The organism is Streptomyces sp. NBC_00306, assembly GCF_036169555.1.
GTDB classification, from domain to species: Bacteria; Actinomycetota; Actinomycetes; order Streptomycetales; family Streptomycetaceae; genus Streptomyces; species Streptomyces achmelvichensis.
In genome coordinates, this window is sequence record NZ_CP108032.1 from 5827834 (window position 1) to 5852389 (window position 24556).

The following is a 24556-nucleotide window of genomic DNA, read 5'->3' on the forward strand; positions in this document are numbered from 1 at the left end:
CGTGAAGGGGGTGGGGGGGACTCCGGGACAGTGCCGGTGCCGGCGGAAAACCGGAGGGACCAGCATCGTCTGTACCCCCCAAAAGGTCCAAATACAGTCCGAGGTCCCTGAAGGACCGTCCGACGCCGCCGCGGCCGGAGAGTCGTGGCCGATACTGGGTGGGTTATGGAAATCGTCATCCTTGCCGTAGTCATCGCCCTGGTCGCTCTCGGCGCGATCAGCGGTCTCGTGGTCAGCAGCCGCAAGAAGAAGCAGCTGCCGCCCTCGGCGCCGTCGAGCACGCCGACCATCACCGCTCCGCCCGCCGAGCCGCATGTCGGCGACGAGGCGGAGACACCGCGGGACGAGCCACGCCGGACCATCGAGGAGGTCGACCTCCCGTCGGCCGAGGAGGCCGCCGACACGCCGGTCGCCGTCGAGGACCCGGTCGTCGCCGAGCCCCCCGCCCCCGCGATCGAGATCCCGGAGCCCACCGCCGGCCGGCTCGTCCGGCTGCGTGCCCGCCTCGCCCGCTCGCAGAACTCGCTCGGCAAGGGGCTGCTCACGCTCCTGTCCCGCGAGCACCTCGACGAGGAGACATGGGAGGAGATCGAGGACACGCTGCTCACCGCCGACGTCGGTGTGGCGCCGACCCAGGAACTCGTCGAGCGCCTGCGCGAGCGGGTCAGGGTGCTCGGCACCCGTACGCCGGACGATCTGCGCAACCTGCTCCGCGAGGAGCTGCTGGCGCTCATCGGCACCGACGTCGACCGCGCGGTCAAGACCGAGAGCGGCCTGGACACCCCGGGCGTCGTCATGGTCGTCGGTGTCAACGGCACCGGTAAGACCACCACGACCGGCAAGCTCGCCCGGGTGCTCGTCGCCGACGGCCGCTCGGTCGTCCTCGGCGCCGCGGACACCTTCCGTGCGGCGGCGGCCGATCAGCTCCAGACGTGGGGCGAGCGCGTCGGCGCCCGCACCGTGCGCGGACCCGAGGGCGGCGACCCGGCCTCGATCGCGTTCGACGCCGTGAAGGAAGGCATCGCCGAGGGCGCCGACGTGGTGCTCATCGACACGGCGGGCCGGCTGCACACCAAGACCGGCCTGATGGACGAGCTCGGCAAGGTCAAGCGCGTCGTCGAGAAGCACGGCCCGCTGGACGAGATCCTGCTGGTCCTCGACGCCACGACCGGTCAGAACGGTCTGGTGCAGGCGCGGGTGTTCGCGGAGGTCGTGGACATCACCGGCATCGTGCTGACCAAGCTCGACGGCACCGCCAAGGGCGGCATCGTCATCGCGGTCCAGCGTGAGCTGGGCGTACCGGTGAAGCTGGTGGGTCTGGGCGAGGGCGCCGACGACCTGGCGCCGTTCGAGCCGGAGGCGTTCGTCGACGCGCTCATCGGGGAGTGAGGAAGCGCCGGGGCGAGCCCCGGACAGTGGACGCACGAGGGCGGGGCCGGAATGTCCGGCCCCGCCCTCGTGCGTCCCCGGCGGACCTCAGGCCGCCGAGCGTGTGTCCGTTGCCCGGCGGACCTCAGGCCGCCGAGCGGTGGCAGATGTACGCCAGCGTGCCCAGCAGCAGCCGCGCCTGCGGCGGCGCCACGGCGGTGTCCAGCGAGGGCGCCCGCAGCCAGCTGACCGGTCCGAGGCCCGCGTGGTCGGAGGGCGGCGCGGTGATGTGGCTGCCCGGCCCCAGGCAGTGCAGATCGAGCCCGGCGTCGTCCCAGCCCATCCGGTAGAGCAGGTGCGGAAGTTCGGCGGCGGCGCCCGGCGCCACGAAGAACTGGCAGCGCCCGTCCGGAGTCGCCGAGACCGGTCCCAGCGGCAGTCCCATCCGCTCCAGACGCACCAGCGCGCGCCGGCCGGCCGGTGCGGCGACGTCGAGGATGTCGAAGGTGCGGCCGACGGGCAGAAGCACGGCCGCGCCCGGTACCTCGGCCCATGCCTTGGTGACATCGTCCAGCGTCGCGCCGGCCGGGATCTCGGGTGCGTAGCCCAGGGGATGAGCCCCGGGGGACGTACAGTCCGGGACGCCGCACGAGCAGTCGCCGGACGCCGCCCGCGCCCCTGGCACGACGGCCCAGCCCCACAGGCCGGTGTACTCCGCCACCACGGTGCACTCAGTGGTGCGGCCGCGGCGCCGTGACCCGGACCGGATGTCCCGCATGCCGCCGATAGTGAAGCCCATGCCCCCTCCAACGGGTTGCGCTCGCCGGTGGTTACGACCTGAAGTCTCCTCGTTACACAGCGTCGCAAACGGTGAAGCTCCGGCGGCGCACTGTGGTGCGAGGAGTGGTGCGGACCGGGCCGCGCGCCCCTGCGCGCATCGCTCCGCTCCCTCTCGATCGTCCCGTGTCAAGTGAATCGCGCCTGACCGCAAGGGAGTTCATTCGAAGGGGTGGCGAATGGTGGCGTTTCTGCAATCCCACTCGCTGAGCGGGTGATCGTAGGATTACGTTCAGTGCACGAACCCTGGAGGTGTGTGCACTCACGGGTATGCCGGGGGCAACTCGGTTTCCCGTTCGAAGGAGTGCATCCACCGTACGGAGAGCTGCAACTCGCGGCATTCTGGTAGGGGTTCGCGCGACAGGGCATCAGTGGATGGGGGCGTTCCAGTGGACGGCAGCGGCGCCGGTACGAATACCGGCAAGCGCCCGAACGAGCAGCTCAGTTCGTGGTTCGTGCGCAGCGGTTGGTCCAAGGGCGAGCTGGCGCGCCAAGTCAACCGCCGGGCGCGGCAGATGGGCGCCCACCACATCAGCACCGACACCTCGCGGGTGCGGCGCTGGCTCGACGGCGAGCAGCCGCGCGAGCCGATTCCGCGGATCCTGTCGGAACTGTTCTCGGAGCGCTTCGGCAGCGTCGTCGCGATCGAGGACCTCGGTCTCCGCTCCGCGCACCAGTCACCCTCGGTGTCCGGCGTGGACCTTCCCTGGGCGGGCCCGCAGACCGTTGCCCTGCTCAGCGAGTTCTCGCGCAGCGACCTCATGCTGGCGCGGCGCGGCTTCCTCGGGACATCGCTGGCACTGGCTGCGGGACCCGCCCTTGTCGAGCCCATGCAGCGCTGGCTGGTGCCCTCGCCCGCCTCCGAGCAGGCCGGATCCGAGCCCACCGCCGGCGGGCGCAAGGGCTCCCGGCTCTCCGGTCCCGAGCTGGATCTGCTCGAATCCACCACCGCCATGTTCCGCCAGTGGGACGCCCAGTGCGGCGGCGGACTGCGCCGCAAGGCGGTCGTCGGCCAGCTGCACGAGGTCACCGACCTGCTCCAGGAACCGCAGCCGCAGGCCACCTCCCGGCGACTGTTCGTCTGCGCGGCGGAACTCGCCGAGCTCGCCGGCTGGATGAGCTACGACGTGGGCCTCCAGCCCACCGCGCAGAAGTACTTCGTACTGGCGCTGCACGCCGCCAAGGAGGCGGGCGACAAGCCGCTCGGCTCGTACATCCTGTCGTCGATGAGCCGCCAGATGATCCACCTGGGGCGGCCCGACGACGCGCTGGAACTCGTCCACCTCGCCCAGTACGGCAGTCGCGACTGCGCCACCCCGCGCACCCAGGCCATGCTGTATGCGATGGAGGCCCGCGCGTACGCCAACATGGGCCAGCCCAGCAAGTGCAAGCGGGCGGTCCGGATGGCCGAGGACACCTTCTCCGACGCCGGCATCGACGGCGAGCCCGAGCCCGACTGGATCCGGTTCTTCTCCGAGGCCGAGCTCAACGGCGAGAACGCCCATTCCTACCGCGACCTGGCCTATGTGGCCGGCCGCAGCCCCACCTACGCCTCCCTCGCCGAGCCGGTCATGGAGCGCGCCGTCGACCTCTTCGCCAAGGACGACGAGCACCAGCGGTCGTACGCACTGAATCTGGTCGGCATGGCGACGGTCCATCTGCTCAAGAGGGAGCCCGAGCAGTCGACGGCCCTCGCGTCCCAGGCCCTCGCCGTCGCCAGGCGGGTCCGTTCCGAGCGGGTCAACACCCGGCTCCGCAAGACCGTGGACACCGCCGCCCGTGACTTCGGCGACGTGCCCGAGGTCGCCCACCTCACCGACCTGCTGACCTCGCAGCTGCCCGAGACCGCGGAGGCCGTCTGAGGGCCGCGTCCCCCGACACCCGGCTCCCGCGTCCCCCTGTACTCCGGCCGCGGCGATCACCCCGACAGCCCGACTCGGCTCCCCCGTGCCAGGTCAATCGGGTGACCGCCGCGGCCGGTCCGTGATGTGCGCAGAGGATACGCCCGGGCCGTATCTGTGAGCCGTCAGTTCATGGCTGCGTAACACGCCGGACCTCTTCGTCACTGCGGCGAAACATCGTGCGGCATCGTCGGAAACCGCGCTGCGCCAACCTCATGGCGCATAACCGGCTCGCCCGCACCGCTCAGGCTCCGGAAGTTTCCCGGCACCCGCCGCCGCACCGACGACGAGGAGACGCCGATGCCTCCAGGCATCTCGACGCTTGCCGCAGACGCACCCACGCTGTCTGCCGCCAACACCGGCTTCATGCTCATCTGCTCCGCCCTCGTGATGCTGATGACGCCGGCCCTGGCCTTCTTCTACGGAGGCATGGTCCGCGTCAAGTCCACACTGAACATGCTCATGATGAGCTTCATCAGCCTGGGCATCGTGACCATCCTCTGGGTCCTGTACGGATTCAGTCTCGCCTTCGGCACCGACCACGGCTCCCTCATCGGCTGGTCGTCCGACTACGTGGGCCTGAGCGGTCTCGGCCTCACGGAGCTGTGGGACGGCTACACCATCCCGGTGTACGTCTTCGCCGTGTTCCAGCTGATGTTCGCCATCATCACCCCCGCGCTGATCAGCGGTGCGCTCGCGGACCGGGTGAAGTTCACCGCCTGGGCGCTGTTCATCACCCTGTGGGTCACCGTGGTCTACTTCCCGGTCGCCCACTGGGTCTGGGGCGCGGGCGGCTGGCTCTTCGAGATGGGTGTCATCGACTTCGCCGGCGGTACCGCCGTCCACATCAACGCGGGTGCCGCGGCCCTCGGCGTGATCCTCGTCATCGGCAAGCGGGTCGGCTTCAAGAAGGACCCGATGCGGCCGCACAGCCTCCCGCTGGTGATGCTGGGCGCCGGCCTCCTGTGGTTCGGCTGGTTCGGCTTCAACGCCGGCTCGTGGCTCGGCAACGACGACGGCGTGGGCGCCGTGATGTTCGTCAACACCCAGGTCGCCACCGCCGCCGCCATGCTCGCCTGGCTGGCGTACGAGAAGATCCGCCACGGTGCGTTCACCACCCTCGGTGCCGCCTCCGGTGCGGTCGCCGGTCTCGTCGCCATCACGCCGTCCGGCGGTGCCGTGAGCCCGCTCGGGGCCATCGCCGTGGGCGCCATCGCCGGTGTGCTGTGCGCCATGGCCGTGGGCCTGAAGTTCCGGTTCGGCTACGACGACTCCCTCGACGTCGTCGGCGTCCACCTCGTCGGCGGTGTCGTCGGATCCCTGCTGGTCGGCTTCTTCGCCACCGGCGGTGTGCAGTCGGACGCGAAGGGCCTGTTCTACGGCGGCGGCCTCGACCAGCTCGGCAAGCAGGCCACCGGCGTCTTCGCCGTCCTGGCCTACTCTCTGGTGGCCTCGGCACTCCTCGCCTTCGTCATCGACAAGACGATGGGCATGCGGGTCGACGAGGACGTCGAGGTCTCCGGCATCGACCAGGACGAGCACGCGGAGACCGCCTACGACTTCAGCGGAGCGGGCGGCGGTGCCGGGTCCCGCAAGGCAGCCCCCGCGCCGAGTGACGCCGTTCCCGCAGCGCCGAACAAGAAGGTGGACGCATGAAGCTCATCACCGCAGTCGTGAAGCCACACCGGCTGGACGAGATCAAGGAGGCCCTCCAGGCCTTCGGCGTCCAGGGGCTCACGGTCACCGAGGCCAGCGGATACGGCCGCCAGCGCGGCCACACCGAGGTCTACCGGGGTGCGGAGTACACGGTGGACCTCGTACCGAAGATCCGCATCGAGGTGCTGGTCGAGGACGAGGAGGCCGAACAGCTCATCGATGTGGTGGTCAAAGCCGCCCGTACGGGCAAGATCGGTGACGGCAAAGTGTGGAGCGTTCCCGTCGAGACGGCGGTACGGGTGCGCACGGGCGAACGCGGCCCGGACGCGCTGTAGGACGAAAGGGAGCTGCCGGGTGACGAGCCTCGAAGTGACGACCGACGCGGAAGACTCGGGACCCAGCGGCTACGCGGCGGCCCGGCTGCACCTTCTCACCGAGAAGGAGCGGTCCGGGCCGCCGCGCCGTGCGGCCCTCGCCGGCCTCACGGACCGGTGGCTGGCCGCGCTGTTCGGCACCGCCTGCCAGGAGGCCGGGGTGCGCGGCGCGGCGCTCGTGGCCGTCGGCGGTTACGGGCGGGGTGAGCTCTCCCCGCGCAGCGACCTCGACCTGCTGCTGCTCCACGACGGCTCCGCGGGCTCCGGCGCGATCGCCACGCTCGCGGACTGTATCTGGTACCCGGTGTGGGACCTCGGGCTCGCACTCGACCACTCCGTACGCACCCCGGGCGAGGCCCGCAAGACGGCGGGCGAGGACCTGAAGGTCCAGCTCGGGCTGCTGGACGCCCGCCCGGTCGCCGGTGATCTGGGGCTGGTCTCCGCGCTGCGCACCACCGTGCTCGCCGACTGGCGCAATCAGGCCACCAAGCGGCTGCCCGAGCTGGACGAGCTGTGCCGGGAACGGGCAGAGCGCCAGGGCGAGCTGCAGTTCCTGCTGGAGCCCGACCTCAAGGAGGCACGCGGCGGGCTGCGGGACGCCACCGCACTGCGGGCCGTCGCCGCTTCCTGGCTCGCCGACGCGCCGCGCGAGGGCCTCGCCGAGGCGCGCCGGACCCTGCTCGACGCCCGGGACGCCCTGCACCTGGTCACCGGACGGGCCACCGACCGCCTCGCCCTCCAGGAGCAGGACCAGGTCGCCGCGGAGCTCGGCCTGCTGGACGCCGACACGCTGCTGCGCCAGGTGTACGAGGCGGCCCGGACCGTCTCGTACGCCACCGATGTCACCTGGCGCGAGGTGAACCGCGTCCTCAAGGCGCGGTCCGTACGTCCGCGGCTGAGGGCCATGCTCGGCGCGGGCCGCCGGCCGGAGCCCGAGCGCACCCCGCTGGCCGAAGGCGTCGTCGAGTTCGACGGCGAGGTGGTGCTCGCCCGCACCGTGAAGCCCGAACGCGATCCCGTGCTGCCGCTGCGGGCCGCCGCGGCCGCCGCCCAGAACGGGCTGCCGCTCTCTCTGCACGCCGTCCGGCGGCTCGCGGCCGCCACCCGCCCGCTGCCCGTGCCGTGGCCCGCCGAGGCCCGCGAGGAGCTCGTCACCCTGCTCGGCGCCGGTGAGTCCACCGTCGCCGTCTGGGAGGCGCTGGAGGCCGAAGGACTGATCACCCGGCTGCTGCCCGACTGGGAGCGGGTGCGCTGCCGGCCGCAGCGCAACGCCGTGCACACCTGGACCGTCGACCGGCACCTCGTCGAGGCGGCCGTCAAGGCCTCCGCGCTGACCCGCCGCGTCCACCGCCCCGACCTGCTGCTGGTCGCGGCCCTGCTGCACGACATCGGCAAGGGCTGGCCCGGCGACCACTCCGTGGCGGGCGAGACCATCGCCAAGGACGTCGCCACCCGCATCGGCTTCGACCGCGCCGACGTCGCCGTCATCGCCACCCTCGTCCGTCACCATCTGCTGCTCATCGAGACCGCCACCCGGCGCGATCTGGACGACCCGGCGACCGTGGCCTCCGTCGCGGCCGTCGTGAAGTCCCCGGGCACCCTGGAGCTGCTGCACGCCCTGACCGAGGCGGACGCGCTGGCCACCGGTCCGGCCGCCTGGTCGACCTGGCGCGGCTCGCTCGTGACCGACCTGGTCAAGCGGGTCGCCGGCGTCCTCGCGGGGGAGGCCCCCGAGGAGCCGGAGCCCACGGCGCCCAGCGCGGAGCAGGAGCGGCTCGCCGTCGAGGCGCTGCGCACCGGCGGCCCGGTGCTCTCGCTGCACGCACAGGCCGACCACCCCGACGGGGAGCGGGAGCGGGAGGAGGAGGGTGAGGATGAGCCCGAGCCGGTCGGTGTGGAGCTGCTGATCGCCCTGCCGGACCAGCCGCGTGTGCTGCCCGCCGCGGCCGGAGTCCTCGCGCTGCACCGGCTCACGGTTCGTGCCGCCGATCTCAGCGCCGTCGAGCTGCCGGGCGAGGTGGGACCGGGGTCCGTCCTCGTCCTGAACTGGCGGGTCGCCGCCGCCTTCGGTTCGCTGCCGCAGGCCGCCCGGCTGCGGGCCGACCTCGTCCGGGCCCTGGACGGCTCGCTGGACATCGCGTCCCGGCTCGCCGAACGCGAGGCCGCCTATCCGCGCCGCCGCGGGGTGCAGGCCCCGCCGCCCCGGGTCACCGTCGCCTCCGCGGCCTCCCGGCACGCCACCGTGATCGAGGTCCGCGCCCAGGACGCCCCCGGGCTGCTGCACCGCATCGGTCACGCCCTGGAAACGGCCGGTGTACGGGTGCGCAGCGCCCATGTCTCGACTCTCGGCGCCAACGCGGTCGACACGGTCTACGTCACGGCCGCGGACGGTTCGATGCTCTCCGACACCCGCGCGGCCGACGTGGCACGAGAGGTGGAGCAGGCGCTGCGCTGACCGGTGTCCGAAAGCTCCTGACGGGCCTGGTAACGCAATTTGTGCGGCCGGATACCCTGGGGGGCGACTGACTCAGCCCCCGACCCGAGGATCTGCGACCACCGTGTTCGATACCCTTTCCGATCGTCTCAGTGCGACGTTCAAGACACTCCGCGGTCGGGGCCGCCTGTCCGAGGCGGACATCGACTCCGCAGCACGCGAGATCCGTATCGCGCTGCTCGAAGCGGACGTCGCCCTTCCCGTGGTCCGTGCGTTCATCGCGAACGTCAAGCAGCGGGCCATGGGCGCCGAGGTCTCGAAGGCGCTGAACCCCAGCCAGCAGGTCATCAAGATCGTCAACGAGGAGCTCATCGGCATCCTCGGCGGCGAGACCCGCCGGCTCCGCTTCGCCAAGCAGCCCCCGACCGTGATCATGCTCGCGGGCCTCCAGGGTGCCGGTAAGACCACCCTCGCCGGAAAGCTCGGCCTCTGGCTCAAGGGGCAGGGCCACTCCCCGCTGCTCGTCGCCTGTGACCTCCAGCGGCCCAACGCCGTGAACCAGCTCGCCGTGGTCGCCGAGCGCGCGGGCGTCGCGGTCTACGCGCCGGAGCCCGGCAACGGCGTCGGTGACCCGGTCAAGGTCGCCAAGGACTCCATCGAGCACGCCAAGGCCAAGCAGTACGACGTGGTCGTCGTCGACACCGCCGGCCGTCTGGGCATCGACCAGGAGCTGATGCAGCAGGCCGCGGACATCCGCGACGCCGTCAGCCCCGACGAGGTCCTCTTCGTCGTCGACGCCATGATCGGTCAGGACGCGGTCAACACCGCCGAGGCCTTCCGTGACGGCGTCGGCTTCGACGGCGTGGTGCTCTCCAAGCTCGACGGTGACGCCCGCGGTGGTGCGGCGCTCTCCATCGCGCACGTCACCGGCCGCCAGATCATGTTCGCCTCCAACGGCGAGAAGCTGGACGAGTTCGACGCGTTCCACCCGGACCGCATGGCGTCCCGCATCCTCGGCATGGGCGATGTGCTCAGCCTGATCGAGAAGGCCGAGCAGACCTTCAGCCAGGAAGAGGCCGCCAAAATGGCCTCCAAGCTGGCGAGCAGCAAGGGCAAGGACTTCACGCTCGACGACTTCCTGGCCCAGATGGAGCAGGTCCGCAAGATGGGCTCCATCTCCAAGCTGCTCGGGATGCTGCCCGGCATGGGGCAGATGAAGGACCAGATCAACAACATCGACGAGCGCGAGGTGGACCGCACCGCCGCGATCATCAAGTCGATGACCCCGGCCGAGCGCCAGGACCCGACGATCATCAACGGCTCGCGCCGTGCCCGTGTCGCCAAGGGCTCCGGTGTCGAGGTCAGTGCCGTGAAGAACCTGGTGGAGCGGTTCTTCGAGGCCCGCAAGATGATGTCGCGCATGGCCCAGGGCGGCGGGATGCCGGGCATGCCCGGGATGCCGGGCACCGGTGGTGGCCCCGGCCGTCAGAAGAAGCAGATCAAGCAGGCCAAGGGCAAGCGCAAGAGCGGCAACCCGATGAAGCGCAAGGCCGAGGAGGAGGCCGCCGCCGCCCGCCGCGAGCAGGCCGCCGCGCAGGGCGGTGCCTTCGGTCTCCCGGGCGGCCAGGACCAGGACTTCGAACTGCCGGACGAGTTCAAGAAGTTCATGGGCTGACGGCTCACACACACGACGAGAGGGGCCCACGGCCGGCAGGCCGTGGGCCCCTCGCGTGCTTCTCGCGCCGTACCCGCGTGACGCCGTACCCGCGTGGGCCCGCCCACGACCCTCGCAGGCGCGGCCGACCGTCCCTCCCGTCGGAAGGGAAGCCCTCAGGGGGTCCGGGTTATCAGGTAGCGGAAGACATTCGGCATCCACACCGTCCCGTCACCGCGGACGTACGGATGCAGCGCCTCCGCCATCTCCTTGCGGACCTGCGCCAGGTCGGTGGCGCGCACCGCCGCCGAGTAGAGCCCGGTCGACAGCAGTCCCCGCACCGCACTGTCCAGGCCCGCGTACCCGAAGGGGCACGCCACCCGGCCCGAGCCGTCCGGTTTCAGTCCCGCCTTCGAGGCCACGTCCTCCAGGTCGTCCCGCCGCGCCGGCCGCCAGCCGCTGCCGCGCATCCGCTCGGCCACCCGCAGCACGCCCGCCGTGGCGCAGCGCTCCGGCGGTCCCCAGCCGGTGAGCACCACCGCGCTGCCGCGCTCGCCGAGCTCCACGGCCTCCTCCAGCGCCGGTCCGAGCCCTTCGGTGTCACCGGCGGCACAGCCGATCGGCTGGAACGCCGTGATCATGTTGTACGGGGACCCGGCCGCGCCGGCCGCGTCCCGCACCTCGCCGTCCACCAGGCCGACGTCCGGCGCGCCCGCGCGCGGCGTCGAGGCGTCGGACGGTGTCATCCGTTCCTTCGCCAGAGCGAGCCGCTCCCGGTCCGTGTCGACGCCCGTCACGCTCGCTCCGCGCGAGGCGGCGATCAGCAGGGCGAGACCGGAGCCGCAGCCGAGGCCGAGCAGCCGGGTCCGTGAACCGACCTCCAGTCGTGAGTACACCGCTTCGTACAGCGGCACCAGCATCCGTTCCTGGATTTCGGCCCAGTCCCGGGCCCGTGCGCACGCCTCGGCGGGCGTCGGTGACGCCGTACGGGGTCGGTGTCGGACGAGCGTTGGTGTCATGGAAAGCGCCCCAATCCGCCGTGTGTGGCCGAGTACTGGACTGCCCCCGTGTTTCCGTGCGCCGTGCGTTCCCCCGTATGCCAGAGAACTCCCCATGCGTCCCCGCGTCCAGGGGGCGTGGGGGGAATGCTTGGGTTCCCGGAGCTTCCCGTACGCCTGTGCGCCCCGGCTCCGGTCGATTCACGGGTCGGCCCCGTGTCGCCGTACGATGCGCGCCATGGCAAAGGCACCCGTTCTCACGCCCCAGGCTGAAGACTTCCCTCGCTGGTACCAGGACCTGATCAACAAGGCCGAGTTGGCGGACAACGGCCCGGTGCGCGGCACCATGGTCATCCGGCCGTACGGCTACGGCCTGTGGGAGCGGATGCAGCAGGAGATGGATGCCCGCATCAAGGACGCGGGTGCCCAGAACGCCTACTTCCCGCTCTTCATCCCCCAGTCTTACCTGACTCGCGAGGCTGAGCACGTCGAGGGCTTCGCGCCCGAGCTCGCCGTGGTCACGCACGGTGGCGGCAAGGAGCTCGAGGAGCCCGTCGTCGTCCGCCCCACCTCCGAGACGATCATCAACGACTACTTCTCGAAGTGGGTGCAGAGCTACCGGGACCTGCCCCTGCTGATCAACCAGTGGGCGAACGTGGTCCGTTGGGAGATGCGCCCGCGCGTCTTCCTGCGGACGACGGAATTCCTCTGGCAGGAGGGCCACACGGCCCATGCCACCTACGAGGAGGCCCGGGACTACGCCGCGCACATCCACCGGAACGTGTACGCGGCATTCATGGTCGACGTCCTCGGTATCGACGTCGTCCTCGGCCGCAAGACCGCGCGCGAGCGATTCGCCGGAGCCGTCAACACCCTGACGCTGGAAGGGATGATGGGCGACGGCAAGGCGCTTCAGATGGGTACGAGCCACGAGCTCGGCACCAACTTCGCCAAGGCCTTCAACACCCAGTACCTGTCCAAGGACGGCAAGCAGGAGCTCGTCTGGCAGACCTCCTGGGGCAGCTCCACCCGGATGGTCGGCGGACTGATCATGTCCCACGGCGACGACAACGGACTGCGCGTCCCGCCGCGCCTCGCGGCCGTCCAGGTCGTCGTCATGGCCATCAAGGGCGACGAGGCCGTCGCCAAGGTGCGCGAGATCGGCGACCGGCTGAAGGCCGCCGGTCTGCGCGTCCACGTCGACGACCGTACGGACACGCCGTTCGGCCGCCGAGCGGTCGACTGGGAGCTCAAGGGCGTCCCGGTACGCGTCGAGATCGGCCCGCGGGACCTGGAGGCCGGCACCGCGATGCTCGCCCGCCGGATTCCGGGAGGCAAGGAGCCGGTGCGCATCGACGACCTCGCCGGACTGCTGCCCGCGCTGCTGGAGGAGGACCAGGCCCAGCTGCTGCGCGAATCCCGCGAACGGCGCGAGTCCCGTACCGCCGATGTGACCGGGATCGCCGAGGCCGCCGAGGCCGCGACCGCCGGCGGCTGGGCCAGGATCCCCTGGGCGACGCTGGGCCAGGAGGGTGAGGCGAAGCTCGCCGAGCAGTCGGTGTCGGTGCGCTGTCTGGTCGCCGAGGACGGGTCGGTGCCCGACGCCGACGACGCGCCGGGTAATGTCGCGATCGTCGCGCGGGCCTACTGAGGCAGCGCGGCCCGCGCCACGCGGCCCGGCTCCGGGCCGCCGCCCCCGGCGCGCAGCGCTCGTCCACGCGCTGGGGCGTACGAGCCGCTACGTACCACCTTGTTGCGAGCTGCGAGGCTTCTCCGCAGATCAGCGCACCCGCCCTCGTCAGGACGCATCAATGGCAACTGACTGGTACGTGCAAATTATTTGGGATGCCCCGTAATGGAACCCGCGAGACGTTCGGCTCGTTATCACGACGTGAGCACGACACCACCTGTTCTCGCCGCAGAGCTGGCACAGGCGTGGGCCGACATTCAGCGGCACCACCCCGAACTGCCGGATCTTGCCGCGCCCGAGTCCCTGATCGGAGAGTCCTCGTCCGCCTGCGGCGCCGAGCTCTCCTTCGAGCGACTGCTTCACGAAGCAGTCCACGGCATCGCCGCCGCACGAGGTGTCCGCGACACTTCACGCGCCGGCCGCTACCACAACCGTCGATTCCTGGCGATCGCCGAGGAGATGGGTCTCGACCATGTGGAGGAGCCGCACCCCAGCAGCGGATTCTCCCTGGTTGCGCTCAGCCCCGAGGCGAAGCGCCGCTACCGTCCCACGATGGAGAGACTGCAGCGCGCCCTCAAGGCGCACACGGTCGCCACAGCCTCCGACACCAAGCGCTCCTTCCGCGGACCTGCCGCCCGGCACGGATCCTCGGGCGGCGGTGTGCGGGTGAAGGCCGTCTGCGACTGCGGTCGCAACGTCCGGGTGGTGCCGTCCGTCCTGGCCCAGGCCCCGATCGTCTGCGGTGGCTGCGGCAAGCCCTTCCGTATCCCCGAAGTGGTCGCCGCGGCGAGCTGACCCCCGGCACCGGCCGCCGACGGGGGCGGTGCAGGTCCGGGGGGAAGAGCGCCGTCGGCGTGTGGCACAATGGCTAGCTGTACTCGACAGTCGCACAGGACCCCTCTCTCCTCCGGCTGACGCGTCCATCGGGCACCCCGAGTACCGCAACCCCACGTGGCATCCCGTTGTGCCCAACCACGTCAAGACCAGGAGACACCACTTCCGTGGCAGTCAAGATCAAGCTGAAGCGTCTGGGCAAGATCCGTTCGCCTCACTACCGCATTGTCGTCGCCGACTCCCGTACCCGCCGTGACGGCCGGGCCATCGAGGAGATCGGTCTGTACCACCCGGTGCAGAACCCCTCGCGTATCGAGGTCGACTCCGAGCGCGCGCAGTACTGGCTGTCCGTCGGCGCCCAGCCGACCGAGCCGGTCATGGCGATCCTGAAGCTCACCGGCGACTGGCAGAAGCACAAGGGCCTGCCGGCCCCGGCGCCGCTGAAGGTCGCTGAGCCGAAGGCCGACAAGCGCGCCGCGTTCGACGAGTTCGCCAAGAGCATCGAGGGCGGCGAGTCCAAGGGTGAGGCCATCACCCCGAAGGCGAAGAAGTCCGACAAGAAGGCGGACGAGGCGGCTGAGGCTGCCGAGGCCGCCGAGTCGACCGAGGCCTGAGCATGCTCGAGGAGGCTCTCGAGCACCTCGTGAAGGGCATCGTCGACAACCCGGACGATGTGCAGGTCGCCTCGCGCAACCTGCGCCGTGGACGTGTGCTCGAGGTCCGGGTCCATCCCGACGACCTCGGTAAGGTGATCGGCCGCAACGGCCGCACCGCGCGCGCTCTGCGTACCGTCGTGGGCGCAATCGGCGGCCGTGGTATCCGCGTCGACCTCGTCGACGTGGACCAGGTCAGCTGACCAGAGGAACACCGGCACGGGCCGGGGAGGGCTTTCGAGCCGTCCCCGGCCCGTCGTCGTACGGGTCGTACGAAAGAGAGAGTGCAACGTGCAGTTGGTAGTCGCCCGGATCGGCCGTGCCCACGGCATCAAGGGCGAGGTCACCGTCGAGGTGCGCACCGACGAGCCGGAGCTGCGGCTCGGGCCCGGCGCCGTCCTCGCCACCGAGCCCGCCACGGTCGGGCCGCTGACGATCGAGACCGGCCGGGTGCACAGCGGCCGGCTGCTGCTGCGCTTCGAGGGCGTACGCGACCGCACCGCCGCCGAGGCCCTGCGCAACACGCTGCTGATCGCCGACGTGGACCCGGAGCAGATGCCCGAGGAGCCCGACGAGTACTACGACCACCAGCTGATGGACCTCGACGTCGTCCTCGCCGACGGCACCGAGATCGGCCGGATCACCGAGATCAGCCATCTGCCCTCGCAGGACCTGTTCATCGTGGAGAGGCCGGACGGCAGCGAGGTGATGATCCCGTTCGTCGAGGAGATCGTCACCGGCATCGACCTGGAGGAGCAGCGGGCCGTCATCGACCCGCCGCCCGGCCTCATCGACGACAGCGAGGCCGAGATCGCGTCGTCGCGCGATGCCGGGACGCGTGCTGCCGAGGACGAGAACTGATGCGGCTCGACGTCGTCACGATCTTTCCCGAGTACCTGGAACCGCTGAACGTCTCGCTCGTCGGCAAGGCACGCGCCCGCGGACGGCTCGACGTCCAGGTGCACGATCTGCGGGAATGGACGTACGACCGGCACAACACGGTCGACGACACCCCCTACGGCGGCGGCCCCGGCATGGTCATGAAGACCGAGCCGTGGGGCGACGCCCTGGATGAGGTGCTGGCGAGCGGCTACGAGGCGGGCGCCCACAGCCCCGCGCTCGTCGTGCCCACCCCCAGCGGCCGGCCCTTCACCCAGGAACTCGCCGTGGAGCTGTCCGGGAACCCCTGGCTGATCTTCACGCCCGCCCGCTACGAGGGCATCGACCGCCGGGTGGTCGACGAGTACGCGACCCGGATGCCGGTCCACGAGGTCTCCATCGGCGACTACGTCCTGGCCGGCGGCGAGGCTGCCGTCCTGGTGATCACCGAGGCGGTGGCGAGGCTGCTGCCCGGTGTCCTCGGTAACGCGGAGTCGCACCGCGACGACTCGTTCGCACCCGGCGCGATGGCGAACCTCCTCGAAGGGCCCGTCTACACCAAGCCGCCCGAGTGGCGTGGCCGCGCCATTCCGGATGTGCTGGTCAGCGGGCACCACGGGAAGATCGCGCGCTGGCGCAGGGACGAGGCGTTCCGGCGTACGGCACTCAACAGGCCGGACCTGATCGAGCGTTGCGACCCGGCCGGCTTCGACAAGAAGGACCGGGAGACGCTGTCCATCCTGGGCTGGGCCCCGGAGCCCGGCGGCCGATTTTGGCGCAGGCCCCCGGCCGTGGAACAATAGGCCGCTGCTGTGCGTCCGGCCGGCGCCCCTGCCACAGGGGGACCGACGCCCGCTCGACGAGGACAGCGACCTCATCTCATTCTCGACCGTTCCGTCGATGACCTGTGGCATCGGCGAGGAAGCAGATCACCATGGCCCACCTGCTCGACAACGTCAACGCGGCTTCGCTGCGCAGCGACCTTCCCGCCTTCCGTCCCGGTGACACCGTCAACGTCCACGTGCGCGTCATCGAGGGCAACCGCTCGCGTATCCAGCAGTTCAAGGGCGTTGTCATCCGCCGCCAGGGTTCGGGCGTCAGCGAGACCTTCACGGTCCGCAAGGTCTCCTTCTCCGTCGGCGTCGAGCGCACCTTCCCGGTGCACAGCCCGATCTTCGAGAAGATCGAGCTCGTCACCCGCGGTGACGTGCGTCGCGCGAAGCTGTACTACCTCCGTGAGCTGCGCGGCAAGGCCGCGAAGATCAAGGAGAAGCGCGACAACTGAGCGTCGTGGGACTGAGCTTCGGCTCACACGACGCCCGTGTCCACAGAAGGGCCGGATAGGCTTCGCCCTCGATGGACACCGAAGCGAAGAACACAGAGCGCGACCGCTCTTCCACCCCCGAAGCCGGGGTAGAGGGAGAGGGGTCGCGCTCCGTGCGTTCCTCCGGGCTCTCCGGGATGTCGTGGAGGAGAGCCGCGCTGCTGGGCGTGGCCTGCACGTTCGTGGTCCTGATGTTCAGCCGTTTCGTGGTGCAGCCCTTCCAGATCCCCAGCAGTTCCATGGAGCCGGCCCTCCAGGTCGGGGACCGGGTGCTGGTGAACAAGCTGGCGTACCGTTTCGACTCGGAGCCGCAGCGCGGGGACATGGTCGTCTTCGACGGCACGGGCTCCTTCGTCCAGGAAGGCCTGGCGGAGAATCCGGTCAGCGCCGCGGCACGGGGTGCGCTCGCGGCACTGGGTCTCGCCGAGCCGGCCGAGACCGACTTCGTGAAGCGCGTGGTGGGTGTGGGCGGCGACCGTGTGGTCTGTTGCGACAAGGGGGGCAGGGTCGAGGTGAACGGCGTACCGCTGGACGAGAGATATCTCCATCCCGACGACGTTCCGTCCGAGGTGCCCTTCGACATCGTCGTTCCCGACGGCACTCTGTGGGTCATGGGGGACCACCGGAGCAATTCGCGCGACTCCCGCGATCATCTCGGTGAGCCCGGCGGCGGCATGGTGCCCGTCGACCAGGTCATCGGGCGCGCGGACTGGATCGGCTGGCCGCTGGGCCGCTGGACCTCCCTGGAGCGCCCGGACACGTTCTCGCGCGTACCGGAAGCGGGACGAATGCCGGGCGGCGCCCATGGGTAACCGTGGGCGTCGCGCCAGCCACCGATCCGACACCCGGCTGCCGACCGGGACCCGGCCGACCAACGGCTCCCGGTCCCTGCCGGGCCGGGCCGAGCGGCGCCGGCTCGCGCAGAAGGTGAAACGCAAGCGCCGTCGTTCCGCCGTCAAGGAGATACCCCTCCTCATCACCGTGGCGCTGATGATCGCGCTGGTGCTGAAGACGTTCCTGGTGCAGGCGTTCGTGATCCCGTCGGGCTCGATGGAGCAGACGATCCGCATCCAGGACCGTGTGCTGGTGGACAAGCTCACGCCGTGGTTCGGCTCCAAGCCCGAGCGCGGTGACGTCGTCGTCTTCAAGGACCCCGGCGGCTGGCTCCAGGACGAGCAGAACCCGTCGACGACCGAGGATCCGATCGTCGTCAAGCAGGTCAAACAGGGTCTGACCTTCATCGGGCTGCTGCCGTCGGACGACGAGCAGGACCTGATCAAGCGAGTGGTCGCGGTCGGCGGGGACACCGTCAAGTGCTGCGACAAGGACGGTCGCGTCACGGTCAACGGGACCCCGCTCATCGAGCCCTATCTGAACCCCGGAAACGTTCCTTCGACGCTGAAGTTCGAGGTCGCCGTACCCAAGGGCCGGATCTTCGTGATGGGTGACCATCGCGCCAACTCGGCCGACTCGCGCTTCCACCTCGACGAGAAGGACCGGGGCACGGTCTCCGAGGACGAGGTCGTCGGGCGCGCGGTCGTGATCGCCTGGCCCATCGGTCACTGGCGCAAACTGGAAGAGCCGGAGACATACGCATCGGTCCCGAACGCGCGTGCCGGTGCGACCGGGGCGCTCGGAGCTCCGAATAGTGTGTCCCCTCAGGATCGGAACGGATTGATCCTGCTCCCGAGCCCTGCGGAACTCCCGCTCGTTATGGGAGTGGTGGGCCTGCTTCTCCTTCGGGGCAGGCGGTACGCACGGAGACAGGAGTGGATGTGGGGGATGTGGCGGTCGGCGCACGATCCGGACACGGACAGCCGGAGGACAGGCCGGGCGGGCACGCCGAGCCACCCGCGGAAATGACGGGCGGGAGGGCGGGCGATCCGCCGCGCGGCGACGACCACGGCGCGGACGGCGGATCGGCGGACGGCAGTGGTACGGGACAGAAGAAGCAGCGATCCTTCTGGAAGGAACTGCCGCTCCTGATCGGTATCGCGCTGCTTCTCGCGCTGCTCATCAAGACGTTCCTCGTACAGGCCTTCTCGATCCCGTCGGACTCGATGCAGGACACCCTGCAGCGCGGCGACCGGGTGCTCGTGGACAAGCTCACGCCGTGGTTCGGCTCGGAACCGGAGCGCGGTGAGGTCGTGGTCTTCCACGACCCGGGCGGCTGGCTCGACGGCGAGCCCACCCCGGCCCCGAACGTTGCGCAGAAGTTCCTCAGCTTCATCGGTCTGATGCCCTCGTCCGAGGAGAAGGACCTGATCAAGCGGACGATCGCGGTCGCCGGTGACACGGTGGAGTGCAAGAAGGGCGGCCCGGTCAAGGTCAACGGGAAGGCGCTCGACGAGCCGTACATCTTCCCCGGGGACACCCCCTGCGACGACCAGCCGTTCGGGCCGTTCAAGGTGCCGAAGGACCGGATCTGGGTGATGGGCGACCACCGCCAGAACTCCCGGGACTCCCGGTACCACATGGAGGACGTGAACGGCGGGTTCGTGCCGGTCGACAAGGTCGTCGGACGCGCTGTCGTGGTCGCGTGGCCGCTCAACCGCTGGGCGACGCTGCCGGTACCGTCCACCTTCGACCAGCCCGGCATCAACACCGCCGCGGCGGCCGTCTCGTCGAGCGCGCCGCTGGCGATGGGCGCGGTGGGCGCCCTGCCGATCGTGCTCTGGCGCCGGCGGAGGCTGACCGGAGGGCGTACCGCCGGGTAGGGTGCCGTCCCAGATCGCACGAACCCCGGGCAGCGCATCCCGGGGGCGAGTCTCCGAGGTGGGGAGCGCTGGGATGGGAACAGGACGTACGGATGACGGCCGCGGCCGGCTCGGCAGTGCTCTGTCGGGCGTGGCCGTGGCCGTCGGCTGTGTGCTCTTCCTCGGAGGGTTCATCTGGGGTGCCGTGGTCTATCAGCCGTACACCGTGCCCACCGACTCCATGACGCCGACCGTGCGGGTCGGGGAGCGGGTGCTGGCGGAGCGGATAGACGGCGACGAGGTGCGCCGCGGGGACATCGTCGTGTTCCGCGACTCCCAGTGGGGAGACATGCCGATGGTCAAGCGGGTCGTCGGCATCGGCGGGGACAAGGTCGCGTGCTGTGGTGACGGCGGAAAGCTGACCGTCAACGGCACGGCGATTGACGAACCGTATCTGCAGAAGAAGGGCCCGGCCTCGGGGAAGACCTTCAGTGCGACGGTCCCGCAGGGCCAGCTGTTCCTGCTCGGGGACGAGCGCATGGGGTCGCTGGACTCCCGTGTGCACCTCGAGGACCCCGGGCAGGGGTCGGTGCCCCGTTCGGCGGTGGAGGCCCGGCTGGACGCCGTGGCCTGGCCCTTGGACGGCGGGCTGCTGGAGCGGCCCGAGGGGTTCGAGGCACTGCCGGGAGGGATCTCCCGGATCGGGCCGGTGCAACTGATCGTCGGTGTGATCGTGACCGGCGCGCTGCTGATCTTCGGCGGGGCGGCGTACGGGCCGCTGGCCAAGCGGCTGTCCGGCAGGAAGCGCGGCGCGTCCGGGGGCGGGGGCAGGAAGGCGACGGCCGGTGTCGGGTGACGATCTCGGACGGGTTCCCGGACCGGTCTCGGAGGGTTCCGGGGGCGGCGGGGATCTTGGGAGCGGCGAGACTTTCTCGGGTGCCGCCGGTGGCGAGGGTCTGCCGGGCTCCGGGGGCGAGCTGCGGAGGGTCGCACGGGTCGTCCTGCTGGACCCCGAGGACCGGATTCTGCTGATGCACGGCTTCGAGCCCGACGATCCGGCCCACACCTGGTGGTTCACACCCGGGGGCGGGCTGGAGGGCGACGAGACCCGTGAGGAGGCGGCCCGGCGGGAGCTGGTGGAGGAGACCGGGATCACGGAGGTGGAACTGGGGCCCGTTCTGTGGCGCCGGACCTGCTCGTTCCCCTTCGCCGGACGCCGCTGGGACCAGGACGAGTGGTACTTCCTCGCGCGTACGGAGCAGACGTCGACCGATACGCGCGGTCTCACGGAGCTGGAGCGACGCAGTGTCACGGGTCTGAGGTGGTGGACCTCCGCCGAACTGTCGGCGGCGCGTGAGACGGTGTATCCGACCAGGCTCGCCGAGCTGCTGCGCACGCTGCTCGACGAGGGTCCTCCGAGTACACCGGTGGTCCTGGCCCCAGAAGTGGTCTAGGGGTCCCAGGGCTGTCGCACAATAGGGGGACGCACGGCTGAAGGGGAACATGCCATGAGCGCCGAGGACCTCGAGAAGTACGAGACCGAGATGGAGCTGAAGCTCTACCGGGAGTACCGAGACGTCGTCGGGCTGTTCAAGTACGTGATCGAGACCGAGCGTCGTTTCTACCTCACCAACGACTACGAAATGCAGGTCCACTCGGTGCAGGGCGAGGTCTTCTTCGAGGTCTCGATGGCCGACGCCTGGGTCTGGGACATGTACCGACCGGCCAGATTCGTCAAGCAGGTACGGGTACTCACGTTCAAGGACGTGAATATCGAGGAGCTCAACAAGAGCGATCTCGAACTTCCGAGTGGCTGAGTTTTCCACAAGGGGCGAGTTGTCCACCAAGATCCACACGTGAGGATCTGAAGCGTCACAGTCGGTGCCGGAGGTGGTGCCGAGATGAACGCTACGGGGGCACTGGGACGGTACGGCGAGGAGTTGGCGGCGCGGCTGCTGACCGAGGCCGGCATGACGCTTCTCGCGAGGAACTGGCGGTGCGGGCGGACGGGCGAGATCGACATCGTCGCCCGGGACGGCGACCTGCTGGTCGTCTGTGAGGTCAAGACCCGCCGAGCGGGGCCCTTCGAGCATCCGATGGCCGCGGTCACGCCCACGAAGGCGGACCGCCTCAGACGGCTGGCCGAATGCTGGCTGGAGCGGCACGGCGGCCCGCCGCCGGGCGGGGTGCGCATCGACCTGGTGGGCGTGACGCTGCCCCGCCGCGGTGCGCCCGTCGTGGAGCACGCCCGGGGGGTGGCCTGATGGGGTTCGCGCGAGCGTGTTCGGTGGCGCTGGTCGGCGTCGAAGGCGTGGTGGTGGAGGTCCAGGCGGACCTGGAGCCGGGCGTCGCGGCGTTCACCCTGGTCGGACTGCCGGACAAGAGTCTGGTGGAGAGCCGCGACCGGGTCAGGGCCGCGGTGGTGAACTCGGGCGGCGAGTGGCCGCAGAAGAAGCTCACGGTGGGTCTCAGCCCGGCATCCGTGCCCAAGGGCGGCAGCGGTTTCGACCTCGCCGTGGCGATGGCCGTCCTCGGGGCGTCGGAGCGGGTCGACCCGAAGGCCATCGCCGATCTGGTGCTGATCGGGGAACTGGGGCTGGACGGCCGGGTGCGGCCCGTGCGAGGCGTGCTCCCCGCCGTCCTCGCCGCCGCCGAAGCGGGATACCGGCAGGTGGTCGTACCGGAGCAGACCGCGGGGGAGGCCCGGCTGGTCCCCGGAGTCTCGGTTCTCGGGGTCAGAAGTCTGCGGCAGCTGATCGCGGTGCTGAGCGACGAGCCGGTCCCGGAGGAGGAACCGGTGCCCGAGGGCAGTCCGGATCCGATACTGGCCGGGTTGATGGTGCCCGGGGCCGGCGTCGGCACGGGTCTCGCGCCGGAGGCCGTGGACGGGCCCGACCTCGCCGATGTCGCGGGCCAGTGGGCGGCGCGGACGGCGCTGGAGGTCGCGGCGGCGGGCGGCCACCATCTGATGCTGTACGGCCCGCCCGGTGCGGGGAAGACGATGCTGGCGGAGCGGCTTCCCGGCGTACTGCCGCCGCTGACGCGACAGGAGTCCCTCGAAGTCACGGCGGTGCACTCGGTGGCCGGCATCCTGCCGCCCGGCGAACCGCTGGTGCGCAGAGCGCCCTACTGCGCACCCCACCACTCGGCGACCATGCAGTCGCTCGTCGGCGGCGGGAACGGGCTGCCGAGGCCAGGGGCCGTGTCGCTGGCACACCGCGGCGTGCTGTTCCTCGACGAGACGCCCGAGTTCTCCGGCAAGGCACTGGACGCCCTGCGTCAGCCGCTCGAGTCGGGCCATGTCGTGGTGGCGCGCGCCGCGGGCGTGGTCCGGCTGCCGGCGCGCTTTCTGATGGTCCTCGCGGCCAATCCGTGCCCCTGCGGGCGGCACACCTTGCAGGGCATTGGCTGCGAGTGCCCGCCGTCGGCCGTCCGCCGCTATCAGGCACGTCTGTCCGGACCTCTGCTCGACCGCGTGGATCTGCGGGTCGAGGTGGAACCGGTCAACCGCAGCGACCTGCTCGGTCCGGGCGGACGGGGCGAGCCGACAGCGGTGGTCGCGGAGCGGGTGCTGGCGGCGAGACAGCGTGCCGCAGCCCGGCTGCGGGACACCCCCTGGAACGTCAACAGTGACGTGCCGGGGCACGAACTGCGGACCCGCTGGGTCGTCGCCCCCGGCGCCCTGCACGCCGCCGAGCGCGACATGGAGCGCGGACTGCTCACAGCGCGTGGGCTGGACCGGGTTCTGCGGGTGGCCTGGACGATCGCGGACCTCGCCGGGCACGACAGGCCACAGCCCCAGGACGTCGATCTGGCCCTGGAACTGCGCACCGGAGTCTCGCGCGGTGCGCCGATGCCGACCGGTGGAGGAGGGCTGTGATGCGGGACGGCGGCTCGTCGGTGGGGGACGACGAGCGCATCGCCCGGGCCGCCCTCACCCGGGTGATCGAGCCGGGGGACGAACGCGGCGGACGGTGGCTGGCCGAGATGGGCCCCCTCGAACTCATGGCCCGTCTCACCGCACCCGGGCCCGACGACGTACCGCTGCCGGGCGCGTCACCGCGCCGGGTGGCGAGCTACCGCATACGGGCGGCGGCGGTCGATCCGCTGCGCGATCTGGAGGCCGTGGCCTCGTTCGGCGGCCGGTTCATCTGTCCGGGGGAGGGGGAGTGGCCGACCCAGCTGGACGACCTCGGCGATGCCAGACCCGTGGGGCTGTGGGTCCGGGGGCGCCCTGACCTGCGGAAATGGGCTCTGCGGTCGGTCGCGGTGGTCGGCGCTCGGGCCTGCACGCCGTACGGGGCGCACATGGCCGCCGGCCTCGCCTCGGGGCTGGCCGAGCGGGGCTGGGTCGTGGTGTCGGGTGCGGCCTTCGGGGTCGACGGCTCGGCTCATCGCGGCGCACTGGCGGCAGGCGGTGCCACGGTTGCCGTGCTGGCCTGCGGCGTGAACGTCGCCTACCCGCGGGGCCACACCGAGTTGCTGGGACGGATCGCCGAACAGGGCCTGGTCGTCGGGGAGTTGCCGCCGAGTGACCATCCGACGCCGAGCAGGTTCATCCTCCGGAACCGGGTGATCGCCGCCCTGACCCGGGGCACGGTCGTGGTCGAGGCCGAGTACCGCAGCGGATCGCTGGCCACGGCCCGCAGCGCCCAGAGACTGGGCCGCCACACCATGGGGGTGCCCGGACCGGCGACCAGCGGCCTCTCGGGCGGTGTGCACGAACTGCTGCGTGGCGAGGCAGTGCTGGTCACCGACGCCGACGAAGTCGCCGAGCTGGTCGGAGAGATCGGAGAGCTGGCGCCCGAGCGGCGCGGCCCGGTGCTGCCGCGCGATGCGCTGGATCCCCTCAGCGCACGGGTCCTTGACGTTCTGCCGGCGAGTGGCGCGGTCGACGGCGGGCGGATCGCCCACGACGCCGGAGTCACCCCGGACGAGGCGCTCGGCAGGCTGTACGAACTGCAGGCCCTGGGATTTGTCGAACGGCACGGAGAGGGCTGGCAGTTGACGCACACCGCCGGCCGGCGGTCGAACGCGCGGCGAGGCGGTCCTTGACCTGGAGCATTCGGGTGAAATGGTGTGAGCGATGACCTCCGCAGGCCTGTTGTTGACACCGGAAGGACCGGCGCGTGCCGTGCTCGCGCCGGTTCGAAGGTGTGGCCGATGGCTGATACCTCGCACAGGTTCCAACCCCCTGCCTTCGCCCACCGCGACCGCGCAGTCACGCTACGCTCACCATTTCCGCCCCGACGCTCGTC

General features: G+C 70.8%; 23 protein-coding genes and 1 pseudogene. 22 read left to right on the top strand and 2 right to left on the bottom strand.

What is annotated here, in order from left to right; translation table 11 throughout:
* Positions 1–165: 165 nt before the first annotated feature.
* Positions 166–1389: a signal recognition particle-docking protein FtsY gene (gene ftsY / locus OHA05_RS26130; protein ID WP_313943853.1), complete on the top strand. Its 1224-nt coding sequence runs from the start codon at positions 166–168 to the stop codon at positions 1387–1389.
* Positions 1390–1513: 124 nt separating this feature from the next.
* Here ftsY and OHA05_RS26135 read toward each other — a convergent pair whose 3' ends face one another.
* Complete coding sequence (locus tag OHA05_RS26135) at positions 1514–2167, bottom strand: bifunctional DNA primase/polymerase (protein WP_313943852.1); 654 nt, start codon at positions 2165–2167, stop codon at positions 1514–1516.
* Positions 2168–2594: 427 nt separating this feature from the next.
* On the opposite strand from OHA05_RS26135, the gene nsdA reads away from it, so the two are divergent.
* The 5 genes from nsdA to ffh all read left to right on the top strand — a co-directional run bounded on the left by nsdA (position 2595) and on the right by ffh (position 10245).
* Complete coding sequence (gene nsdA, locus OHA05_RS26140; RefSeq protein WP_313943851.1) at positions 2595–4067, top strand: transcriptional repressor NsdA; 1473 nt, start codon at positions 2595–2597, stop codon at positions 4065–4067.
* 339 nt (positions 4068–4406) lie between these two features.
* The gene (locus OHA05_RS26145) at positions 4407–5762 is read left to right on the top strand and encodes an ammonium transporter (protein ID WP_313943850.1); all 1356 of its coding nucleotides are present in this window, start codon (positions 4407–4409) and stop codon (positions 5760–5762) included.
* Entirely contained in the window at positions 5759–6097 is a 339-nt protein-coding gene (locus OHA05_RS26150) for a P-II family nitrogen regulator (protein ID WP_313943849.1), read from the top strand. Before OHA05_RS26145 ends, OHA05_RS26150 begins: the two co-directional genes overlap by 4 nt.
* A gap of 19 nt (positions 6098–6116) precedes the next feature.
* Entirely contained in the window at positions 6117–8591 is a 2475-nt protein-coding gene (locus OHA05_RS26155) for a [protein-PII] uridylyltransferase (protein ID WP_328861858.1), read from the top strand.
* A gap of 103 nt (positions 8592–8694) precedes the next feature.
* Positions 8695–10245, top strand: coding sequence for a signal recognition particle protein (ffh, locus tag OHA05_RS26160; RefSeq protein WP_313943847.1), 1551 nt, complete (start codon positions 8695–8697; stop codon positions 10243–10245).
* A gap of 155 nt (positions 10246–10400) precedes the next feature.
* Here ffh and OHA05_RS26165 read toward each other — a convergent pair whose 3' ends face one another.
* Positions 10401–11243: a methyltransferase domain-containing protein gene (locus tag OHA05_RS26165; RefSeq protein ID WP_328861859.1), complete on the bottom strand. Its 843-nt coding sequence runs from the start codon at positions 11241–11243 to the stop codon at positions 10401–10403.
* A 217-nt stretch (positions 11244–11460) separates the two neighbouring features.
* Between OHA05_RS26165 and proS the strand changes: the two genes are divergently transcribed.
* From proS to dprA, 16 genes and pseudogenes are all read left to right on the top strand, one after another.
* Positions 11461–12873, top strand: coding sequence for a proline--tRNA ligase (gene proS, locus OHA05_RS26170; protein WP_328861860.1), 1413 nt, complete (start codon positions 11461–11463; stop codon positions 12871–12873).
* 240 nt (positions 12874–13113) lie between these two features.
* The gene (locus tag OHA05_RS26175; protein WP_313943844.1) at positions 13114–13707 is read left to right on the top strand and encodes a hypothetical protein; all 594 of its coding nucleotides are present in this window, start codon (positions 13114–13116) and stop codon (positions 13705–13707) included.
* A 206-nt stretch (positions 13708–13913) separates the two neighbouring features.
* Positions 13914–14360 carry a 30S ribosomal protein S16 gene (gene rpsP, locus OHA05_RS26180; RefSeq protein ID WP_313943843.1) on the top strand — a complete coding sequence of 149 codons (447 nt, stop codon included), beginning with the start codon at positions 13914–13916 and terminating at the stop codon, positions 14358–14360.
* Positions 14361–14362: 2 nt separating this feature from the next.
* Complete coding sequence (locus OHA05_RS26185) at positions 14363–14602, top strand: RNA-binding protein (protein ID WP_003958958.1); 240 nt, start codon at positions 14363–14365, stop codon at positions 14600–14602.
* Positions 14603–14690: 88 nt separating this feature from the next.
* The gene (rimM, locus tag OHA05_RS26190) at positions 14691–15260 is read left to right on the top strand and encodes a ribosome maturation factor RimM (protein ID WP_313943841.1); all 570 of its coding nucleotides are present in this window, start codon (positions 14691–14693) and stop codon (positions 15258–15260) included.
* Entirely contained in the window at positions 15260–16081 is an 822-nt protein-coding gene (gene trmD, locus OHA05_RS26195; protein ID WP_313943840.1) for a tRNA (guanosine(37)-N1)-methyltransferase TrmD, read from the top strand. The genes rimM and trmD overlap by 1 nt, the downstream gene beginning before the upstream one ends.
* 131 nt (positions 16082–16212) lie before the next feature.
* A complete protein-coding gene (gene rplS / locus OHA05_RS26200) occupies positions 16213–16563 on the top strand; it encodes a 50S ribosomal protein L19 (RefSeq protein WP_313943839.1) in 351 nt (116 codons plus the stop codon).
* A gap of 71 nt (positions 16564–16634) precedes the next feature.
* Positions 16635–17414, top strand: coding sequence for a signal peptidase I (lepB, locus tag OHA05_RS26205; RefSeq protein WP_328861861.1), 780 nt, complete (start codon positions 16635–16637; stop codon positions 17412–17414).
* Positions 17407–18481, top strand: a pseudogene (gene lepB, locus OHA05_RS26210) (signal peptidase I); the annotation flags it as partial. The gene lepB (OHA05_RS26205) and the pseudogene lepB (OHA05_RS26210), both read left to right, overlap by 8 nt.
* On the top strand, positions 18387–19319 hold the full coding sequence (gene lepB / locus OHA05_RS26215; RefSeq protein WP_313948852.1) for a signal peptidase I: 933 nt from the start codon (positions 18387–18389) through the stop codon (positions 19317–19319). The pseudogene lepB (OHA05_RS26210) and the gene lepB (OHA05_RS26215), both read left to right, overlap by 95 nt.
* A gap of 73 nt (positions 19320–19392) precedes the next feature.
* A complete protein-coding gene (gene lepB, locus OHA05_RS26220) occupies positions 19393–20154 on the top strand; it encodes a signal peptidase I (RefSeq protein ID WP_313943836.1) in 762 nt (253 codons plus the stop codon).
* Positions 20155–20254: 100 nt separating this feature from the next.
* Positions 20255–20752 carry an NUDIX hydrolase gene (locus tag OHA05_RS26225; RefSeq protein ID WP_328863460.1) on the top strand — a complete coding sequence of 166 codons (498 nt, stop codon included), beginning with the start codon at positions 20255–20257 and terminating at the stop codon, positions 20750–20752.
* A gap of 54 nt (positions 20753–20806) precedes the next feature.
* The gene (locus OHA05_RS26230; RefSeq protein WP_003993268.1) at positions 20807–21115 is read left to right on the top strand and encodes a DUF2469 domain-containing protein; all 309 of its coding nucleotides are present in this window, start codon (positions 20807–20809) and stop codon (positions 21113–21115) included.
* An 84-nt stretch (positions 21116–21199) separates the two neighbouring features.
* Complete coding sequence (locus OHA05_RS26235; RefSeq protein WP_313943835.1) at positions 21200–21562, top strand: YraN family protein; 363 nt, start codon at positions 21200–21202, stop codon at positions 21560–21562.
* Positions 21562–23178 (top strand): YifB family Mg chelatase-like AAA ATPase, encoded by a 1617-nt coding sequence (locus tag OHA05_RS26240; protein WP_328861862.1) that lies wholly within the window; start codon positions 21562–21564, stop codon positions 23176–23178. The genes OHA05_RS26235 and OHA05_RS26240 overlap by 1 nt, the downstream gene beginning before the upstream one ends.
* Complete coding sequence (gene dprA / locus OHA05_RS26245) at positions 23178–24353, top strand: DNA-processing protein DprA (protein WP_313943833.1); 1176 nt, start codon at positions 23178–23180, stop codon at positions 24351–24353. Before OHA05_RS26240 ends, dprA begins: the two co-directional genes overlap by 1 nt.
* Positions 24354–24556 lie beyond the last annotated feature (203 nt).